Origin of the sequence: Simplicispira hankyongi, assembly GCF_003570885.1 — a bacterium.
Classification (GTDB): domain Bacteria; phylum Pseudomonadota; class Gammaproteobacteria; order Burkholderiales; family Burkholderiaceae_C; genus Simplicispira; species Simplicispira hankyongi.
On record NZ_QXJC01000004.1, the window covers coordinates 69,287 to 85,236 of the forward strand.

A 15,950-nucleotide genomic window follows, 5' to 3' on the forward strand; every position below is an offset into this window, starting at 1 on the left:
CGCCCCCGTCACCACCACCGCGTGCGATCGCGCGTGTGGCGTTGGCGAAAACGCGAAAACACATTGTCGTTGGCCGGCTGCTGCAGCCGTTCAAAGATGACCATGACGATGCCAGCCAGCGGGTGCACGGCGCAAATGCTCTCCAGCCGCCAGCGCATGTTGCGCAAAGTGTCGTCCGTGCCCGCGACAAAGGCCGACAGGCCATCGCACAGGCCGATACGGCGCGACTGCAGCGCGGCGAGGGCCTGTGGGTCGTCGGTGGCGCCGGCTTGCGCCTGAAGAAAGCGCTCGGTTTCCTGCAATTTCACGGTGTTGACCAGCAGCACGCCGTTCATCAGCGCGGCGCGCAGCGCCAGGTCCGGATGGTGATCGATCAAGGTGTCGCAGGCAGCCACCAGCCAGCGCAGGTCCAGGTGCTCGGTGAGAAAGGCCCGCTCGGCCAACCACAGGTGCTTGAAGCGCGCGAAGTTCCGCGCCACCTCGGACTCGCGGCGGATCAGCACGATCAACGCCGCGTGGTGGTACAGCAATTGCGGGCGGCCGACAAATTCCTGCCGCAGGCGCTGCAGGTGGGCTTGCAAGTCGGGCAGCGAGCCATAGGCGTATTCGGCCACGTCGCCGGGCACCAGAGTGTGCTTGAGCGCTTCAAGATCGTCGCCCAGCAGATCGCCCGCCAGCGCGCGTGCGCCAAAGCGCCGGCGGTAGCGGTTGAACGAGAACCACTTTTCGATACGTGTCTTGCGGCGGCGGCTCATGGCGATGGGGACGCGCAGAGGTAGCGCCCAACGGTGCTTTCGGGCAGGTACAGCTTGCGCTCCAGGTACAGGTCCAGGCGCTTGCGGTCAGGCTTGCGCAGCTTGATCAAGGGTGGCGGCGCAGTGGCGGCGCGGCGAAACAGCAGGCGAATCTTCAGCGCCGTGCGCCCCCACTGGCCCAGCGCATGGTAAAGGAAAGGCCCGTCTTCGGCGCGCCAGAGCAGCAGTCGGTACGCTTTGCCACTGCGCAGCACCCGCTGCAAGGCCAGGTGCATGCTCAGGTAATTCGGCAGATCGATGCCCTGGCGCAGCGCGTCGTACTCGCCGCGCTGCTGCAGGTGCCGGACGTAGCCGGGGCCCCCGAGTGGCAGCACGACACCCGTGAATTCTTGCTGCAGGTCTTCGATCAGCGCACTGCCGGGCGGCGCCGCCAGGAACCAGTTTTCCACCACCGGAAACGCCGCGTCGGTGGTGTAGCGGGCCAGGTAGTAGCCCACCAGATCGCCCCCTGCCTGCTGCGCCTGCAACACCCAGGCCAGCGATGCGGTGAGCACGGTGCTGGCATCGAGCCAGATACCGCCGTGGCGCCGCAGCAGTTCCAGTCGAATCCAGTCGGCACGCAGCGTGGCGCTGGCATGGGCAAGCGCCTCAGGCAAATCACCCACATGGTCGCGCACATTGCCGTCGTCCAGAATGCGGATGCTAAAACCTGGATTAAAGCGCCGCCAGTTGGCAAAGCAGCGCGCGATGAGCGGTGGGGGTGCCCCGCCGCTCCAGTACGCCCACACGATGGGTGGAATCGCAGCGGCAGCCTGCTCCCCGGGCGCGCGTCGCGGGGCATCTTTGCCAAAGCGGTACCCCTGCGCAGGCGCCACAGGGGCGTTTTCGGCCGCCCGGCCAAACCAGCGGTAGTAGCGCATCAGCCAGCGCGCCAGCCACAACTCGGCTTCATCGCGCCAAGGCAGGGCGGCGGGGTTCATACGCGAAACGCTCCGTACCAGCGCAAGAACTTGTGGCGCCGCAAGAACCAACCGCGCTGCAGGTAGGCGCGCGCAAGCTCTTTGGGCGTGAGTGGCGAGGAATCGCGGAAGTTCTGGCGCAATTCATCAGCCAGCATAGAGACCGATTTGCCCGAAGGCTCGCTGGGTGCCTGCGCATGCAGAAAGCGCATGGCGCCCATGAAATTGCGCGCGCTTTGGTGGGCCAGGGCGAGGCGCACCTGCGCAGACTCGCCACAGGCGTGCGCACGCAAGGTTTCCCGCAGCGGCACCAGCGCCCGCGACTGGTCTTGCGCCTTTTGCCAGCTGGCATTGGCCAGGATGCTGTGCTCGTGCTGACGGTAGGCCACCCAGGGATGCGGCGCGTAGTAGCTGGTGCGTGCCTGCAGGGCCAGCAGCGTCATGGTGGCCATGTCTTCGAAGTACTGTCCGGGAGGAAAGCGCAGGCCCGGATGCCACAGACTGCGCCGCGAGATCTTCGACCAGGCATGCAGTTGCCCGGCGAGCAACAGACCGCTGAGCAGCTCAGCCGGGTCGCTCAGCAGCCGCCCGGAAGGGCCCAGGAACGACTTGCGGTGGTGCTCCCCACGCAGCCAGTGCTTGGGCTTGCGGCAGGCACGCAGGACTTCGAAATCGCACAGCACGAGGTCGGGCGACGCGCTGTGCACGATTCGGTCCAGCTCGGCCAGTGACCCTGCAAGCAGCTTGTCGTCGGCATCCAGAAACCACAGGTATTCTCCACGCGCGGCTTCCAGAAGGGTGTTGCGCGCCGCGCTCAAGCCCCGGTTGTGGCCATGGCGGCGCACATGCAGGGCATCGGGCCAGCGTTCCGCCAGTTGCACCAGAACCTGCGCGGACCCATCGTTGGAACAATCGTCCACCACCACCACTTCGACGCCCGCTACGCCCTGCACCAGCACCGAATCGACGCATTCGCCCAAATAGGCCGCCGCATTGTAGGCAGGGACCAGTACGCTGAGCCAAGGCGTCGGACGCGGTGAATCGACCCCGCTCATGCCCTTGCCTCCGCGTGGGTTGTCGGCTCCAGCAAGCGCAGAAAAAGCGCTTCATAGCGATCGAGCATCTTGGGCAGTCCATAGTGCTCCAGGGCATCGGCCCTGGCTTGTGCTGCCAGAGCGGCAGCATGCTGCGGCTGCGTCAGAAGGCATTCAAGCGCGTCGGCCATGGCGGACGGGTCGGCTTCAGGAACCAGCAGGCCGTTGCGTTCGTGCTGGATCACTTCGCGGACGCCAGGGACGGCGCTGCCGACCACCGCGCACGCGGCGGCCATGCCCTCGATGAGCGACAGCGGCATGCCCTCGTAGTGCGTGGACAGCACGCACACCTGGTGCGCCATGAGCAAAGCCGGCACGTCGTCGCAGCGCCCAAGAAATTGCACCTGATCCTGCAGCTTGAGTTCGTCGCAGAGACGCTCGGCCTGCCGGAGCGCAGATGCCTTACCGCCACCCGCAAGCAACAGCTGCGGCGTCAGTCCGCGTCCGCGCAGCAAAGCCAGCGCATGCAGCAGGCAGGCGTGGTCCTTTTGCCTGGCAAACCTGGCCACCATGACGATGTCGGGCTTGCGCGCTTCAAAAGGGTGATCGGCAGCAGCGGCGTAGGGCCCAAGCCGCACGCCATTGGGAATCGCCAAGGTCTTGGCCGGATCCACGCCGCGCGCCAACAATGCGCCACGCACGCCTTCCGAGACGCCTACGATGGCCTGCGTGCGGCGTGCCAGCCAGAGCATCTGCGCATTGCGCCACCACGAATACCGCTCCCGCGAGTTGTGCTCCACCTGCACAAGGATCGGCACGCGCGCCAGCAGCCCGGCGTAGCGGCCCCACAAATGTTCGCTAAAACCGTGCGCGACCAGCACATCGGGCCGAAAGCGCCGGCACTGCCGAACCAACTGACAAATGGTGGCTCCGTGCGACCAGCCCGGCACCACCTGTACCGCCAGGCCTTCGGCGCGCAAGGCGGCAATGCGTGCCGGGTCGGTCTGGCGCTTGCGCCGCAACACCAGCAAGGGCTCAAACCGCCCACTGGCACGGTGCGCGCGCACCAGATCCAGGGCCACCTGCGTGGCGCCGGAAAAGCCCCCCGTGACGAAATGCAGCACGCGCGGCGGATGCGCACCCACGCCGCTCATGGTGCAGGCACCACCGGCAAGGCCTGCGCAAGTGGCAGGTTTGCAAGCTGGCGCTCCACCGACCGCAGCGCCGCCCACAGCAGCATCAACATGAACAGATAGAACATGATGCCGCTGTTGTGCGCCAGGAAAACCTGCGTCAGACCAAAGCCGATATAGAGAACGGGAATACAGGTGCCACACAGACGCAGCGCAAGCGCGTGCGCACCCAGCGCCGCATCCCGCCGGTAGCCCTGCATGCGCGATGCAAGCGGGAGAAACATGGCGAGAGGCAAGAGGTAGAACAGGAGCAGCACGGCCGGTCCTGTGACGCCCAGTTTGACCCACTGGTCAAGCAGCTCGTTGTGGACGAACTTGTATTCCACAATGGACGGCTGGTAGAGCCCCGCACCGACACGTTTCGCCTTTTCCGCCATGTAGCCGGCAAAGCCCCAGCCCAGCCACGGGCGCTCGCGCGCAATGTCCCAGGCAAAGCGCCAATGCTCAAGCCGCTGCCCAACGGAAGTGGCGGCGTCATCGCGCTGGTCGTAGACCTGCACCTCGTGCTCCATGCGGTCCCAGCGCTGGACCAATACGCTGCTGTTGATGATGGACAGCAGCAGCACCATGGCGACAACACCCAGAGCGACCCTCTTGAACAGCTGGCGCCGATGCGCCATCAGCCATCCCAGCAACAAGGGGATGGCCAGCAGCAAAGCCAGCCAGCCCCCCCGGGACTGCGACAGCATCGAAGCGTCCAACCCGGCGGCCACGCCCAGGACGCACAAGACGCGCGCGCGCCACCCCAGTTGCGCCCAGACCGCACCCGCGTAGAGCGCCAGGAGGGCCGCCAGGCACAGCGCCAGGTTGCCATATTGGATGGCATTGGTGTGGCCCCATGCGCGCTCCGCATGCAGGCCGTATATTTGCCAGACAGCAATGGCACCAGCGCCCAGACTCCCCACCACCAGCCCTGCCAGCAGCGCTCTGGGCTTGGGTGGGTAAGCGGTGACGAAAAACAGGCACACAGCGCCAAGCACGTATTTCGCCGGACGATCTGCGCGACCGAAATGCTCGGCGGGGTCGGCCTGAGCGGCCCACAAAACTGCCATGGCCAGCATGCTCGCCGCGAACCACCAAGTGAATGCGTCGCGTGGCTGTCGCGGCCAGCGGTGCAAGGTAAGCAGCGCGCCGACCAACAGCAAGACCGCGCCATAGGAATAACCAGACGGCAACCACAAGGCAAGGCCGGGCACTGCAAATGCCGCCACGCTTGAGAGTTGTTCCGGCCAGGAGGCGCGCTGCGCAGCCGCAAAAGAGGGATTCAAATCTATCGGACTCGTTGAAATCAGAGACGCAATGGCCCGCTTTGCCCCGGCTGACAGCAGATACGCAGGCGCGGCAAGCGGCAAGGCGCCGTCAATGCCCTGCTTTCAGCACTTCCCCTTCCTTGAGCCGGTACTCCGTACCACAGTAGGGGCACTTGGCTGCACCTGCGTGCGCCACGTCCAGGTACACCCTCGGGTGGTTGTTCCACAGCGCCATACCGGCCTTGGGGTTCGGGCAGAACACGCCCCCTTCCGGATTCAGGTCTTTTGCGAGCAGTTCCACAACGTCTTGTTTCATGGCATCACACCTTGCTGAGCCAATGGGCGTATTGGGGGTTGCGACCGTTCACGATGTCGAAAAAGGCCGACTGGATTTTTTCAGTGACAGGGCCGCGGCAACCCGCGCCGAGCTCGATGCGGTCGAGTTCGCGGATAGGCGTCACCTCGGCGGCGGTTCCCGTAAAGAAGGCCTCATCGCTGATGTACACCTCATCGCGTGTAATGCGCTTTTGCACCACGTCGAGCCCCAAGTCCTTGGCAATGTGCAGCACGGTATTGCGCGTGATGCCATTGAGCGCACCGGCCGAGAGGTCAGGCGTGTAGATAACGCCATTCTTGACGACGAAGATGTTTTCCCCCGAGCCCTCGGAGACGAAGCCAGAGCTGTCGAGCAACAGCGCCTCGTCGTAGCCATCGTCCAGCGCCTCCATGTTGGCGAGGATGGAATTGGTGTAGTTGCTCACCGCCTTGGCCTGCGTCATGGTGATGTTGACGTGGTGGCGCGAATAGCTGCTGGTCTTGACGCGGATGCCGCGCTGCATGCCTTCTTCGCCCAAGTAAGCGCCCCAAGCCCAGGCGGCGACCATGAGGTGAATCTGGTTGCCCTTGGGTGAGACGCCCAGCTTCTGCGAGCCGATCCAAGTGAGGGGGCGCAAGTAGCACGATTCCAGCTTGTTCTCGCGCACCACCGCTTTTTGCGCCTCATTCACTTCGTCCTTGGTGAACGGCATCTTCATACGCAGGATCTTGGCACTGTTGAACAGGCGATCGGTGTGCTCTTCGAGCCGGAAAATCGCGGTGCCCGCAGCGGTCTTGTAGGCGCGAACGCCCTCGAACGCCCCGCAGCCATAGTGCAAGGTGTGCGTGAGCACATGGATTTTGGCGTCGCGCCAATCGACCATCTGGCCGTCCATCCAGATCTTGCCGTCACGGTCGGCTATCGAGGGAACTACGGGGCTCATGGGTGTCCTTTGCATCTGCTAAGTTCGCGAATCCGGGGATTTTACGGCGCCGTGCCCACCGCCTTGCAGCATTCGTGGTAACTGTCAGTGCCAAGAAGTGCACGTCCGCCATGCTTTATTGCAATTGGCGCACGACATCCATAGCTTGCTCAACACGCTCCACTGCGTGGATGGTGAGCCCTTCAACAGGTTTTTTGGGGGCGTTCGCCTTGGGCACGATGGCCACCGAGAACCCGAGCTTGGCCGCCTCGCGCAGGCGCTCCTGGCCGCGCGGCGCCGGGCGCACCTCTCCGGCCAGGCCGACTTCGCCGAACGCCATGAACCCCTTGGGCATGGCGCGACCGCGCAGGCTCGAGGTGATGGCCAGCATGACGGCGAGATCCGCCGCAGGCTCGCTGATGCGCACGCCGCCCACGGCGTTGACAAATACGTCCTGGTCGGCGCAGGCCACGCCGGCATGGCGATGCAGCACGGCGAGCAGCATGGCGAGACGGTCGCGATCGAGCCCCACCGAGAGCCGGCGCGGGCTGGGGCCGCCGCCGTCGACCAGGGCCTGGATTTCCACCAGCAGCGGGCGCGTACCCTCCAGCGTGACCAGCACGCAACTGCCCGGCACGGGCTCGCTGTGCTGGCTGAGGAAGATGGCGCTGGGGTTGGCCACGCCTTTGAGGCCGCGTTCGGTCATGGCGAAGACGCCAATCTCATTGACGGCGCCAAAGCGGTTCTTGATGGCGCGCACCAGGCGAAAGCTCGAGTGCGTATCGCCCTCGAAGTACAGCACCGTGTCGACCATGTGCTCCAGCACCCGTGGGCCGGCCAGCGCGCCCTCTTTGGTCACGTGGCCGACCAGGACAATCGCCACCCCGGTTGCTTTGGCCAGGCGCGTCAGGTGCGCTGCGCATTCGCGTACCTGGGCCACCGAACCCGGCGCAGAGCTGAGCGCCTCGGAATACATGGTCTGGATCGAATCGATGACTGCGATGGCCGGTTGTGTCTGCTCGATGGTGGCGATGGTCTTTTCAAGCTGCGTCTCGGCCAGCACATTGACCATGCTCTGGTCCAAGCCCAATCTGCGCGAGCGCAAGGCCACCTGCGCGCCACTTTCCTCGCCGGTGACGTACAGCGTGGACAGGCCGGATCGCTGCAAGGCATCCAGCGCCTGCAAGAGCAGCGTCGATTTGCCGATACCTGGGTCGCCGCCGATCAGGACCACCGCCCCCTCGACCATGCCGCCCCCCAGAACGCGATCGAGTTCGTCCAGGCCCGTCGGGGTGCGCTCGAAGTCGCTGGCCTCCATCGACGCGATCGGCGTGACCGCCTGCGCCGCATTCAAGGCCGGACGCGACGCGCTGGCATAGCGGTTGCGGGCGCCCTGCGTCTCGGCCAAGGTCTCGTTAAGCGTGTTCCAGGCGCCGCATTGCGGGCATTTGCCCAGCCACCGGGGGCTGGTGCCACCACAGTCCGCGCACACGAACACCGTCTTGTCTTTGGACATCGCGCCCCCGTGAACCGCAAAAATGGAAATCCGCCGGCACTGCGCTGCAGCGCCGGCGGACCATGGCAACCATGTTCAGGCAGCGTTCAGCCAATAGCCCGAGTTGAAAGGGCTGCTCATGCGCAGTGCCAATGGCGAGATGTCCACCAACTTGTCGGTCGGCAATTTCTCGGCCCCGTCCTCGACAGGCACCTCAATCCCTTGCACCGGCTTGGGTGCTTCACTAGCCCCGCTTGCCCGTTCTGCCTGGCTGATGGTTGCAGAACGGGCTACAGAAAAGAATAGAAGCAGCGGAACGGGATTTTTCGCTCCCCCCAAAAATCGGCGGCGTCGCGGAACACGTCGATCAACTGCTCGCGCGCTTCTTTGTCGAACTTGGCCGTGGCAGGGATTTGCTCAAGCACCACAATGAAGCCCGGTTGCGGCCCCGACTTGTGCAGCGGATCGGTCAGGCAATCGGACAGCGCATCGAAGTTCTTGCCGAAATGCGTCGGCAGGGTGAATTGCTGGGCAATCAGATCCAGCACATCCTGCTTGGATTGTGCGTGGGCGAGGTTGGCGTAAAGGAAATGGTGTCCGAGGGCGGTGGCCGCATCTTGCAAATCCTGCACGCGAAACGCGCGGATCGATTGCACGATGTTGGGGCGAATGCCGCGCAAGGGAACATCCTGGTCTTTACGAAGTGGCGTGTCCATCTTCGCTTCTCTTTCTATCAAGTCCAAAAAATCGGTCGTTGGAGGGTCTGCAGATGCGCGAAGTTCACGCACCTGCAGGGTTCAATCCACAATTCGGCGAAAACTGGCATAGTGATCGCTCGTGTAATAGCAAGCCTCGGGATTTCGCGGCGGCCCGCCACAGACGATGCGCCGCGCGCCGCGGTTGCGCGCGCCGGGGGTTCTGACGGTGTATTCGCGGTAATACCCGCGCTTTGACGTTGGCAGCAAACGCTCCCGATTGCCAAAGACAATGCCGTCCTTGCCGCTGGGAAACGGCCCGCCCGCCAGAATCAATGCATGCATCTGTCGCCCCTGCGCAGGCAGGTCGGCCAGCGCAATGACGGAAGCGGTGCCGTCACTGGCGATTTCCCGCGCCTGCAGGCCCAGCGACGTCAATGCGAGCGTGGCACCCAAAACAAAAGAAAAACCGGTTTTGCGCGTCCAGGTCGCAGCAGCAGCAAACATCAACACCACACCTTTCAGAAACTACGGGTTAACCCGAAATTTCAAGGCGCTAGTGTGACGGAATCCCCACACAAATGCAAGCATTTGCCCAAAATATGGGCAAATGCCTGGGCTTTTAAAAGCGCTTGCGGCGCAATGGCGCGCCAGTCTAAGTGCGCAGACGGTCAGCGCTGGACGTTGGCATCCACCACTGTCAGTGCGGTCATATTGACGATGCGGCGCACGGTGGCGCTGGCGGTGAGGATGTGCACCGGCTGGGCCGCCCCCAGCAGCACCGGGCCGATGGCGATGTTGCCGCCTGCCGCCGTCTTGAGCAGGTTGTAGGAGATATTGGCGGCATCGATATTGGGCAGGATCAGCAAGTTGGCGTCGCCCACCAGGCTGCCGTGCGGCATGAGTGCGGCGCGGCTGGCACCGTTCAAGGCCACGTCGCCATGCATTTCACCGTCCACTTCGAGCCAAGGCGCTTGCAAGCGCAGGAGGTCGAGTGTCTCGCGCATTTTCACGGCGCTGGGCTGGTTGCTGCTGCCAAAGTTCGAGTGCGACAGCAGCGCCGCCTTCGGTTTGATGCCAAAACGCAGCATTTCCTCTGCTGCCATCACGGAAATTTCGGCCAGTTGGGCCGCCGTGGGGTCGTAGTTGACGTGCGTATCGACCAGGAAAATCTGGCGGTCGGGCAGCAGCAAGCCGTTCATGCAGGCGTAGGTGGCAACGCCCGCGCGCTTGCCAATCACCTGGTCAATGTAGTTCAGGTGGTGGGCTGTGTGGCCCCAGGTGCCGCAGATCAGGCCGTCCACTTCGCCTTTGTGCAGCAGCATGCTGCCGATCAGGGTCAGGCGCCGGCGCAGTTCGATCTTGGCAATCGGCACCGTCACGCCCTTGCGCTCGGTCATGCGGTGGTAGGTCTGCCAGAAGTCGTGGTAGCGGTGGTCCTGCTCGACGTTGACGACGTCGTAGTCACGCCCTTCCGAGAGGCGCAGGCCGAAGGTTTCGATGCGCTGGGCAATGACCTTCGGGCGGCCGATGAGGGTCGGGCGCGCTATATGCTCGTCCACGACAATCTGTGCCGCGCGCAGCACGCGCTCCTCCTCGCCTTCAGAATAGGCCACCCGTTTGGCAATGGCCGCCTTGGCCGACGCGAAGATCGGCTTCATTGTCGTGCCCGAAGCGTACACAAAGGTCTGCAAATGGTCGCGGTAGGCGTCCATGTCGGCAATGGGGCGCCGTGCCACACCGGAGTCAAAGGCGGCTTGCGCCACGGCCGGCGCGATCTTCATCATCAGCCGTGGGTCAAAAGGCTTGGGAATCAGGTATTCCGGCCCAAAGGCGAGCGGCTCGCCAACGTAGGCCGCTGCCACCACTTCGCTCTGCTCGGCCTGCGCCAGCTCGACGATGGCGTGCACGGCGGCGATTTCCATCTCCATCGTGATGGTGGTGGCACCCGAATCAAGCGCCCCGCGAAAGATGTAGGGGAAGCACAGGACGTTGTTGACCTGGTTGGGGTAGTCCGTACGGCCGGTGGCAATGATGGCGTCGTCGCGTACCGCCTTGACATCTTCGGGCGCGATCTCCGGGTTGGGATTGGCGAGCGCAAAGACCAGCGGGCGCGGCGCCATGGCGCGCACCATGTCCTGCTTGAGCACGCCGCCGGCCGAGAGGCCCAGGAACACGTCGGCGCCGGCAATCGCCTGGCTGAGCGTGCGCAACTCCGTGGGCTGGGCATACTGGCGCTTGTCGTCGTCCATCAGCTCGGTGCGGCCCTCATAGACCAAGCCGGCCAGGTCGGTCACCCAGATGTTCTCGCGGCGCACACCCAGCTTGACAAGCAGGCCGAGGCAGGCCAGCGCCGCAGCACCCGCACCCGAGGTCACAAGCTTGACGTCCTCGGCGCGCTTGCCCGCCACCTTGAGGCCATTGAGGATGGCGGCGCCGACGACAATGGCCGTGCCGTGCTGATCGTCATGGAACACGGGAATGTTCATGCGCTCACGCAGCTTGCGCTCGACGTAGAAGCAGTCGGGCGCCTTGATGTCTTCGAGGTTGATGCCGCCAAAGGTCGGCTCCAGCGCAGCGATAATCTCGACCAGTTTTTCCGGGTCTTTTTCGTTGATCTCGATGTCGAAAACGTCGATGCCCGAGAACTTCTTGAACAGGACCGCCTTGCCCTCCATCACGGGTTTGCTGGCCAGCGGGCCAATGTCGCCCAGGCCAAGGACGGCTGTGCCGTTGGTGACCACACCGACCAGGTTGCCGCGGCTGGTGTACCGGAAGGCCGTGGCCGGATCTCTGACGATCTCTTCGCAGGGCGCAGCCACGCCGGGTGAATAGGCCAGCGACAGATCAAGCTGGTTGACCATCTGCTTGGTGGAAGCGATGGCAATCTTGCCGGGCTTGGGAAACTCGTGGTATTCGAGAGCAGCCTTGCGCAGCAGCGCGCGCTTGTCGACAGGGGGGACTTTGGGGGCTTCAGACATAGGAACTCCGGCGGAGGCGAGCAGCCGCGCGCCGGGTTCCGTCACTGGCTTGACGCAGCCGCTCGCATGAGCGCAAAGCAATTGTAGGCTGCGCGTTTTGCGCGCTCGCCTGCCCCGATCGTTGCCGTGAAGCGAAGCACGCTTGCGCGCAATCCGCGCTGGCGCAGCGTCAGCTCCGTCGCCGCGTCCGCAAGGGCTGTGGCAGCACAGCCAAAGTTTCAAACAAAATTGGCCTCCAGCGCTTACTGAATAAGCGCCATTAGCTATTTATATAATAGCAAATGGCCCGCGAGACAAGCCTCAGGCCGTCTCGGCCAGCGCATCCCCCAGCGCATTCACCAGACGCTCGATCTCGGCCTTCTCGCTGATGAACGGCGGCGCCAGCTGGATGGTGTCTCCGCCGTAGCGCACGTAGAAGCCTTTCTTCCAGCACGCCATGGCAATCTCGTACGGCCGGCGCGCCGGCTCGCCGGGCAGCGCGGCAATCGTGAAGCCCGCCGCCAGGCCGTAGTTGCGGATGTCGGCGACATGCTTGGCGCCTTTGAGGCTGTGCACGGCCTGCTCGAAGTGCGGCAGCAAGGCCTGCACGCGGCCGGGCATGTCTTCCTTTTGCAGGATTTCGAGGGCGGCGAGGCCGGCGGCGCAGGCCACCGGGTGCGCCGAATAGGTGTAGCCGTGGGGGAACTCGACCAGGTATTGCGCGCCGCCCTGTGCCATGAAGGTGTCGTAGATGTCCTTGCTGGCCACCACGCCGCCCAGTGGCTGGGCACCGTTGGTCACCTGCTTGGCGAAGTTGAGGATATCGGGCGTGACGCCAAAGGCCTCGGACCCTGTCCAGGTGCCGCAGCGGCCAAACGCCGTGATGACTTCGTCAAAAATCAACAGGATGTGGTTCTGCGTGCAGATCTCGCGGATGCGCTCCAGGTAGCCCTTGGGCGGTATCACCACGCCCGCCGAACCCGAAAACGGCTCGACGATGACGGCGGCGATATTGCTCGCGTCGTGCAGGGCAATCACGTCGAGCAGCTTGTCCGCCAGTGCACGGCCACCTTCCTCGGCCATGCCTTTCTGGAAAGTGCCGGCGGGCGGCTGGGTGTGCGGCAGGTGGTCCGCTTCAATGCCTTGGCCAAAGGTCTTGCGGTTGCCGCCGATGCCGCCCACCGAAATGCCGCCAAAGTTCACGCCGTGGTAGCCCTTTTCGCGGCCGATGAGACGTGTCTTGGTGCCCTGGCCCTTGGCGCGCCAGTAGGCGCGGGCCATTTTCAGCGAGGTGTCGGCTGATTCCGAGCCCGAGCCGGTAAAGAAAACGTAGTCCAGCCCGTCGGGCGTGAGTTCCTTGATCTTGTTGGCCAGCGCGAACGAGGCCGGGTGGCCGAACTGGAAGGCCGGGGCGTAGTCCAGGTTCAGCGCTGCCTTGCCCACGGCCTCGGCGATTTCGCGCCGGCCGTGGCCCAGGCCGGTGCACCACAGGCCGGAGAGGCCGTCAAAAATCTTGCGGCCATCGGTGTCGGTGTAGTAGGCCCCGCTGGCGCTGGCCACCATGCGCGGTGCGGCTTTGAAATTGCGGTTGGCGGTAAACGGCATCCAGTGCGCGTCAAGCCAGGCGGCGTCCATGCGCGGTGCGGCTTCAAGGGCTTGGTCGATAGGCACAAAACTCATGGCGGTCTCCAAAAGGACAGAACGGTGCGCCATTGTTCTCGCGGGTGTTAATCTCTCAAATCAACAAATATCACTGTTTACTTGAAGATTTATGCAAGTAATGCCCCCCGCCTCTTCGGCGCGGCCCCGCGCCATGCTGGGGCAATTGGCCGATATGGACCTGCGCTTGCTGCGGGTGTTCAAGAGCGTGGTCGAGTGCGGTGGGCTCGCCGCGGCCGAGCTCGAACTCAACATCGGCACCAGCACGGTCAGCCGCCACCTGAAAGATCTGGAAACCCGCCTCGGTTTGGGGCTGTGCCGGCGCGGCCGGGCCGGCTTTGCGCTGACGCTGGAAGGCCAGCGGGTGTACGACGAAACGCTGCGCCTGCTCGCTGGCGTGGACGCGTTTCGCAGCAGCATCGACGACATCCACCACCGCATGGGCGGGCAGCTCGACGTGGCGGTGTTCGACAAGACCGCCAGCAACCCGCAGGCGCATATCGATACCGCCATTGCGCTGTTTGCCGACCGCGCCCCCGAGGTGGCGCTGAACCTGCATGTGGGCGGCATGCCTGCCATCGAGCGCGGGCTGATGGATGGGCGCTTTCAGGTGGGCATCCTGCCCACGCACCGCAGCTCGCAAAGCCTGGTCTACGAAACACTGTTTGGCGAAGACATGCGGCTCTACGCGGGCGCCAGCCACCCGCTGTTTGCCGCCGACCACGCCGCGCTGGATTGGGACGCCCTGCGCGCCTGGCCCTTTGCCGGCTTGGGCTACCACTCGCCCAACATGGAACTCGGCCACCGCGAGTGCCTGCCGCGCAAGGCGACGGGGTTTGACCAGGAGTCGATTGCCACGCTGATTCTCTCGGGCCGCTACCTGGGCTTTCTGCCCGACCACTACGCGGAAGCCTTTGAGCGGCGTGGGCACATGCGCGCGATTCGGCCCGAGCTGTTTTTCTACCGCTGCGAGTTCGTCAGCGTGCTGCGCCGCTCGCCCCCGCCTGCGCGCGCCGCACAAGCGTTTGCGCAGTGCCTGCACGACGCCCACGGCCCTCAGCCCTAGCGCACAGCGGCGGGGCGCTTGCCGACTTCGCAGCAGCGGCGGACAATCGCCAGACCCGCCACGGTTCAAGGAGTTTCCCCATGTCCAGCCTCAACGCCATTGCCGCCTCCGGTCTTTCCGCCGCCCGGATGCGGCTGGACGCCTCGGCCGGCAACGTGGCCAACATGAACACGCCCGGCTACCGCGCCCAGCGTGTCGTGCAACAGGCCGCTCCCGAGGGCGGCGTCGATGCCAGCGTTCAGCGCGCCAATGCGGAAGGTGTCTCGCTGGAGCAAGAAGTCGTGGACCAGCTCGCCGCCAAACAGGATTTCATGGCCAACGTACAGACCCTGCGCACCGCAGACGCGGTGATGGGCGCACTCCTCGACGTTCAGGCCTGACCAGCCCTTCCCGCGGGCGCCAAGCGCGCTATTGACCAACGATCCAACGCAGCGGCTGCGCGCCTCTGCGCCTTCCGTCACGCTCTCTTGGGATGGGGCAGCGAAAAAGCGCCAAAACCCCACCCCCGTTGCTATCATGGCCGCCACCCTTTTTGCCCACCCACGGGAGCAGCACATGGCCCTTATGGATTTCATCAAGAAACAGTTCATCGATGTCATCGAATGGACCGAGGACGGCGACGGCACCCTGGCCTGGCGCTTCCCGATGCGGGACATGGAAATCCAGAACGGCGGCGTGCTGGTGGTGCGCGAATCGCAAATGGCGGTTTTCGTCAACGAAGGCCAGGTGGCCGACGTGTTTGGCGCTGGCACGCACAAGCTGACCACGCAGACGCTGCCGCTGCTGACCAACCTGAAGAACTGGGACAAATTGTTCCAGTCGCCCTTCAAGAGCGACGTCTACTTCTTCAGCACGCGCCAGCAGATCGACCAGAAATGGGGCACGCCCCAACCCATCACCATCCGCGACAAGGATTTTGGCGCGGTGCGGCTGCGCGCGTTTGGCAACTACGCCTACCGCATCGCCGACCCCAAGGCGTTCTACACCGAAATCTCGGGCACCCGCGCCAGCTACCCGGTGGGCGACCTCGAAGGGCAGTTGCGCGGCCTGGTGCTGCAGAACATCAGCAACGCCATTGCCGGCAGCGGCGTGCCGTTCCTGGACCTGGCGGCCAACCAGGTCATGTTTGCCGACGCGCTGACCAAGGAGCTGACGCCCGCCTTTGAAAGGCTCGGCCTCAAGCTCGAGAGCCTGACGGTGCAGAACCTCTCGCTGCCCGAAGAGCTGCAGAAAATCCTGGACCAGAAAATCGGCATGGGCATGGTCGGCAACGACATGGGCAAGTTCATGCAGTACCAGACGGCGCAAGCCATTCCCAAGTTTGCCGAGGGAGCCGGCAGCGGTGGCGGCGGCATTGCCGGCGACGCCATGGGCCTGGGCGCCGGCGTGGCGCTCGGCCAGGTGATGGCGCAGAACCTGGCTGCCGGCCTGCAGGGCAGCGGCAATGCGCCCCAGCCGCACGCGGCCGCTGCGGCAGAAGCACCCGCAGTGGGGGTCAAGCCCGAAGACGTGATGGCGACGCTGGAAAAGCTCGGCGAGCTCAAGTCCAAGGGCATCCTGACGCAGGAAGAATTCGACAGCAAGAAGGCCGAGCTGTTGAAGAAATTGGTTTGATTGCTATTTATTAAATAGCTGCTAGCGCATAC

At 64.3% G+C, this 15,950-nt stretch carries 15 protein-coding genes; 3 read left to right on the forward strand and 12 right to left on the reverse strand.

The annotated features are described in order from the left end of the window. Positions 1–8: 8 nt before the first annotated feature. The 12 genes from D3F03_RS11565 to aptA all read right to left on the reverse strand — a co-directional run bounded on the left by D3F03_RS11565 (position 9) and on the right by aptA (position 13,259). Entirely contained in the window at positions 9–755 is a 747-nt protein-coding gene (locus D3F03_RS11565; protein ID WP_119109581.1) for a hypothetical protein, read from the reverse strand. Continuing rightward, positions 752–1,735 carry a glycosyltransferase family 32 protein gene (locus D3F03_RS11570; RefSeq protein ID WP_119109582.1) on the reverse strand — a complete coding sequence of 328 codons (984 nt, stop codon included), beginning with the start codon at positions 1,733–1,735 and terminating at the stop codon, positions 752–754. The genes D3F03_RS11565 and D3F03_RS11570 overlap by 4 nt, the downstream gene beginning before the upstream one ends. Beyond that, positions 1,732–2,769, reverse strand: coding sequence for a glycosyltransferase family 2 protein (locus D3F03_RS11575; RefSeq protein WP_119109583.1), 1,038 nt, complete (start codon positions 2,767–2,769; stop codon positions 1,732–1,734). Before D3F03_RS11575 ends, D3F03_RS11570 begins: the two co-directional genes overlap by 4 nt. Beyond that, a complete protein-coding gene (locus D3F03_RS11580; protein WP_119109584.1) occupies positions 2,766–3,902 on the reverse strand; it encodes a glycosyltransferase family 4 protein in 1,137 nt (378 codons plus the stop codon). The genes D3F03_RS11575 and D3F03_RS11580 overlap by 4 nt, the downstream gene beginning before the upstream one ends. Next, complete coding sequence (locus tag D3F03_RS11585; protein ID WP_119109585.1) at positions 3,899–5,209, reverse strand: O-antigen ligase family protein; 1,311 nt, start codon at positions 5,207–5,209, stop codon at positions 3,899–3,901. The genes D3F03_RS11580 and D3F03_RS11585 overlap by 4 nt, the downstream gene beginning before the upstream one ends. Before the next feature lie 91 nt (positions 5,210–5,300). Continuing rightward, positions 5,301–5,507 carry a zinc-finger domain-containing protein gene (locus tag D3F03_RS11590; RefSeq protein WP_119109586.1) on the reverse strand — a complete coding sequence of 69 codons (207 nt, stop codon included), beginning with the start codon at positions 5,505–5,507 and terminating at the stop codon, positions 5,301–5,303. A 4-nt stretch (positions 5,508–5,511) separates the two neighbouring features. Beyond that, the gene (locus D3F03_RS11595) at positions 5,512–6,450 is read right to left on the reverse strand and encodes a branched-chain amino acid transaminase (RefSeq protein WP_119109587.1); all 939 of its coding nucleotides are present in this window, start codon (positions 6,448–6,450) and stop codon (positions 5,512–5,514) included. Positions 6,451–6,565: 115 nt separating this feature from the next. Then, the gene (radA, locus tag D3F03_RS11600; protein WP_119109588.1) at positions 6,566–7,945 is read right to left on the reverse strand and encodes a DNA repair protein RadA; all 1,380 of its coding nucleotides are present in this window, start codon (positions 7,943–7,945) and stop codon (positions 6,566–6,568) included. Between the two features lie 269 nt (positions 7,946–8,214). Next, on the reverse strand, positions 8,215–8,640 hold the full coding sequence (locus tag D3F03_RS11605) for a barstar family protein (protein WP_119109589.1): 426 nt from the start codon (positions 8,638–8,640) through the stop codon (positions 8,215–8,217). Positions 8,641–8,721: 81 nt separating this feature from the next. Further along, the gene (locus D3F03_RS11610) at positions 8,722–9,126 is read right to left on the reverse strand and encodes a guanyl-specific ribonuclease (protein WP_119109590.1); all 405 of its coding nucleotides are present in this window, start codon (positions 9,124–9,126) and stop codon (positions 8,722–8,724) included. A 164-nt stretch (positions 9,127–9,290) separates the two neighbouring features. After that, complete coding sequence (locus D3F03_RS11615; protein ID WP_119109591.1) at positions 9,291–11,600, reverse strand: NADP-dependent malic enzyme; 2,310 nt, start codon at positions 11,598–11,600, stop codon at positions 9,291–9,293. Positions 11,601–11,900: 300 nt separating this feature from the next. Further along, complete coding sequence (gene aptA, locus D3F03_RS11620) at positions 11,901–13,259, reverse strand: omega-aminotransferase AptA (RefSeq protein ID WP_119109671.1); 1,359 nt, start codon at positions 13,257–13,259, stop codon at positions 11,901–11,903. Positions 13,260–13,359: 100 nt separating this feature from the next. Here aptA and D3F03_RS11625 point away from each other — a divergent pair, with 100 nt between their 5' ends. The 3 genes from D3F03_RS11625 (at position 13,360) to D3F03_RS11635 (ending at position 15,918) form a co-directional block, all read left to right on the forward strand. Beyond that, complete coding sequence (locus D3F03_RS11625) at positions 13,360–14,304, forward strand: LysR family transcriptional regulator (RefSeq protein WP_119109592.1); 945 nt, start codon at positions 13,360–13,362, stop codon at positions 14,302–14,304. 80 nt (positions 14,305–14,384) lie between these two features. Further along, entirely contained in the window at positions 14,385–14,684 is a 300-nt protein-coding gene (locus tag D3F03_RS11630) for a flagellar basal body protein (RefSeq protein ID WP_119109593.1), read from the forward strand. 175 nt (positions 14,685–14,859) lie between these two features. After that, a complete protein-coding gene (locus D3F03_RS11635) occupies positions 14,860–15,918 on the forward strand; it encodes an SPFH domain-containing protein (RefSeq protein ID WP_119109672.1) in 1,059 nt (352 codons plus the stop codon). The last annotated feature ends 32 nt before the right edge of the window (positions 15,919–15,950 follow it).